This window comes from Microbacterium sp. Bi128, assembly GCF_918698205.1.
This window is the reverse complement of the sequence record NZ_CAKKMM010000586.1, coordinates 1-2999: the sequence shown is the minus strand read 5'-3', so window position 1 is coordinate 2999 and position 2999 is coordinate 1. Positions and strand designations below refer to the sequence as shown.

At 64.2% G+C, this 2999-nt stretch carries 4 protein-coding genes; 1 reads left to right on the top strand and 3 read right to left on the bottom strand.

The genetic code is table 11. From position 1 onward, the window contains the following. Positions 1-565 (bottom strand): c-type cytochrome (locus LQV45_RS23345; RefSeq protein WP_230009035.1); only part of this gene is annotated, 565 nt, incomplete at its 3' end. A gap of 85 nt (positions 566-650) precedes the next feature. Continuing rightward, positions 651-1325, bottom strand: coding sequence for a heme-copper oxidase subunit III (locus tag LQV45_RS23340; RefSeq protein WP_374208279.1), 675 nt, complete (start codon positions 1323-1325; stop codon positions 651-653). 112 nt (positions 1326-1437) lie between these two features. On the opposite strand from LQV45_RS23340, the gene trpD reads away from it, so the two are divergent. After that, positions 1438-2499 carry an anthranilate phosphoribosyltransferase gene (gene trpD / locus LQV45_RS23335; RefSeq protein ID WP_230009033.1) on the top strand — a complete coding sequence of 354 codons (1062 nt, stop codon included), beginning with the start codon at positions 1438-1440 and terminating at the stop codon, positions 2497-2499. A 74-nt stretch (positions 2500-2573) separates the two neighbouring features. On the opposite strand, the gene LQV45_RS23330 is transcribed toward trpD, so the two are convergent. After that, the gene (locus LQV45_RS23330; protein ID WP_230009032.1) at positions 2574-2855 is read right to left on the bottom strand and encodes an Lrp/AsnC family transcriptional regulator; all 282 of its coding nucleotides are present in this window, start codon (positions 2853-2855) and stop codon (positions 2574-2576) included. Positions 2856-2999 lie beyond the last annotated feature (144 nt).

The window sequence follows — 2999 nt, the reverse complement described above, 5'->3', positions numbered from 1 at the left end:
TTGCTTCGTAGATGTGCTGCCCGGAGACACCCGCGAGGGCAGGGGCAAACTTGCCCCGGGTCAGTGCGCCGCCTGCAGCGGCGGCGTTGTGGCACATGGCGCAGTTGGTGCGGAACAGCTCTCCACCGTTGGCGGCGTCGCCCTTCTCATCGAGCACGCCTGCCTCGGGGATGGCCGGGCCGGGGCCGAGGGAGGCAACATAAGCAGCCAGCTGCTTGGTCTGTTCCTCGTTGAACTGGGCGGGCTTCTTGTAGGCCTGCGGGCCATTCATCTGCATGGGCATGCGGCCGGTGCCGACCTGGAAGTCAACAGCGGCGGCGCCGACGCCCACAAGGGACGGCCCGGCCTGCGAGCCGCTGGCACCCATGCCGTGGCAGGTGGCGCAGTTGGCGGCAAAGAGCTTGCCGCCCTCCTTTACGTCGCTTGCGCTATAGGTGGTGGTGTCGGCCTTGGCCTGGTTGACGGTGGTGGCAACGGCGTACAGCCCACCCGTGACCAAGAGGCCCATCAGCAGCAGTGCAATTGCTGCCAGTGGGTGACGTCGCTTCTGCGAGAGTGCCTTCACGTGGTGGTTCCTTTATTCGATCCTGCGGTGGCTCCGTGAGCCGCTTCTTGAAATTCTGCCTCTTGTAGAAAAAGAGTCAAGCTGACTACTTGAGGACGTAGATGACCAGGAAGAGGCCAATCCAGACGACGTCCACGAAGTGCCAGTAGTACGAGGTGACGATCGCTGAAGTTGCCTCAAAGTGTCCGAACTTCTTCGCGGCGAAGGAGCGGCCCATGATGAGCAGGAAGGCAATCAGACCGCCGATGACGTGCAGGCCGTGGAAGCCCGTCGTTATGTAGAAGGCCGAACCGTAGGCGTTGGAGGACAGCGAGACATGCTCGGAAACGAGCATGGCGTACTCGGTCGCCTGGCCGGCGACGAAGAAGGCACCCATGAGGAACGTCAGGATGAACCATCCGTTCATCCCCCACTGGGTGAAGCTGAAGCGTCCGCCGGTCCGGCGCGGCTGGAGCCGCTCGGCAGCGAAGACGCCCATCTGGCAAGTAAAGGAACTTGCCACGAGGACGATCGTGTTAACGAGCGCAAACGGGAAGTTGAGCTTGGCTGTCTCTTCGGCCCACATCAGTCCGGAAGTCGAACGGAGTGTGAAGTACATGGCGAAGAGACCGGCGAAGAACATCAACTCACTGGACAGCCACACAACGGTTCCAACAGAAACCATGTTCGGGCGGTTCAGCGTCGGGTGCGCCGGGGTACTGGGGGCATGGGTCGCAGATGTCACATAGACATTATGTCTATAAAAGTCCGTCCTGCCCAACGCAAACCGCGTTTTCGGAGGACTTTTTCTACAAAGACGCGAATTCGCGCGGAAAAGTTCCCGGTGGGGTTCACATTGGTCTTTGCGGGGCCGACCTCGATAGCATCGGGAGGTGACTTCACAGGCATCTGCACAGGCGGCAGGCAACACCTGGCCGCGGCTCATCAACGCACTCATCAGCGGCGCCGACCTCACAGCCGGGAGCACTGAGTGGGCTATGAATTCCATCATGTCCGGTGAGGCGACGCCGGCCCAGGTGGCGGGTTTCCTGGTGGCGCTGCGTGCCAAGGGCGAGACCGTGGATGAGCTGGCCGGCCTGGTGGAGGCGATGATCGCCAACGCCAACCCCATTGACATTGCCGGTGAGAAGCTGGACATCGTGGGCACGGGCGGCGACCAGCAGAACACTGTCAACATCTCCACGATGGCCGCCCTTATCGCCGCGGGAGCGGGGGCCCGGGTGGTCAAGCACGGCAACCGGGCGTCGTCGTCCTCGTCGGGATCCGCCGATGTCCTGGAGGCCCTCGGCGTCCGGCTGGATCTCCCCATTCCCCGCGTGGCACTCAACGCCGAAGAGGCGGGAATCACGTTTTGCTTCGCGCAGGTTTTCCACCCCTCCATGCGGCATGCCGCCGTCGCCCGCCGCGAACTCGGCGTTCCGACGGCGTTCAACTTCCTGGGCCCCATGATCAACCCGGCACATGTCCAGGCGTCGGCGGTGGGCGTCGCCAATGAGCAAATGGCCCCGCTGGTGGCCGGAGTGCTGGCCAAGCGAGGCAGCCGCGGCCTGGTTTTCCGCGGCAATGACGGCCTGGATGAGCTAACCACCACCGGCCCGTCGCGGGTGTGGGAGATCCGCAACGGTGAGGTAACTGAAGCGATGTTTGATCCGCGCGATCTGGGCATTCGGACGGCCACGCTGGAGGAACTGCGCGGTGGTGACGCGGTGGCCAATGCCGCCATCGTCCGGGCTGTCCTCGGCGGTGCGCCGGGGCCGGCCCGCGATGCGGCGCTGCTCAACGCCGCGGCCGGGCTGGTGGCGTTCGACCTCGACGCCGTGGGTCCGCTGGCGGAGCGCATGGCCGCCGCGTTCAACCGCGCCGAGCAGTCCATTGAATCCGGAGCCGCGGCCGCGGTGCTGGACAGGTGGGTCGCCCTGTCGCAGACCGCCTAAAGATCACATGAGACGGGCCCGGCAGATTTCTGCCGGGCCCGTCTCATGTGAGCTGTTCGTAATTCGGTTGTTCGCTACTGCTCGAATCCGAGGGCAAAGGCCGCATCGAGGTCGTGCTGGGAGTAAGCGCGGAATGCGATCTGCGTTGTGGTGTGCGCGACGCCGGGAACCTTCGAGAGCTTGTCCGCGATGACGTCCGCCAGGTCCTCGTGCTTGGCGACCCGGGCGAGGGCGATCAGGTCCCATTCGCCCGTTACGGAATAGACCTCGCTGATGCCGGCGATGGCGGAGATTTCCTCGGCGGTCTCCGGGATGCGTGAAGCGTTTGTCTTGATCAGGACGAATGCGGTGACCACGTGTGAACCTTTCCGGATCGGTTGCGCCGTTTGCGGGCCTGTCGGCGGCCCTTGCACGGGCGCTGCCATCTTCTGCAAGCCTAGTGCATTAGGCCTGGCGGCTGCGTGAACGCAGCCGCCGAACGCCCGCGGCCACAAGGCGGT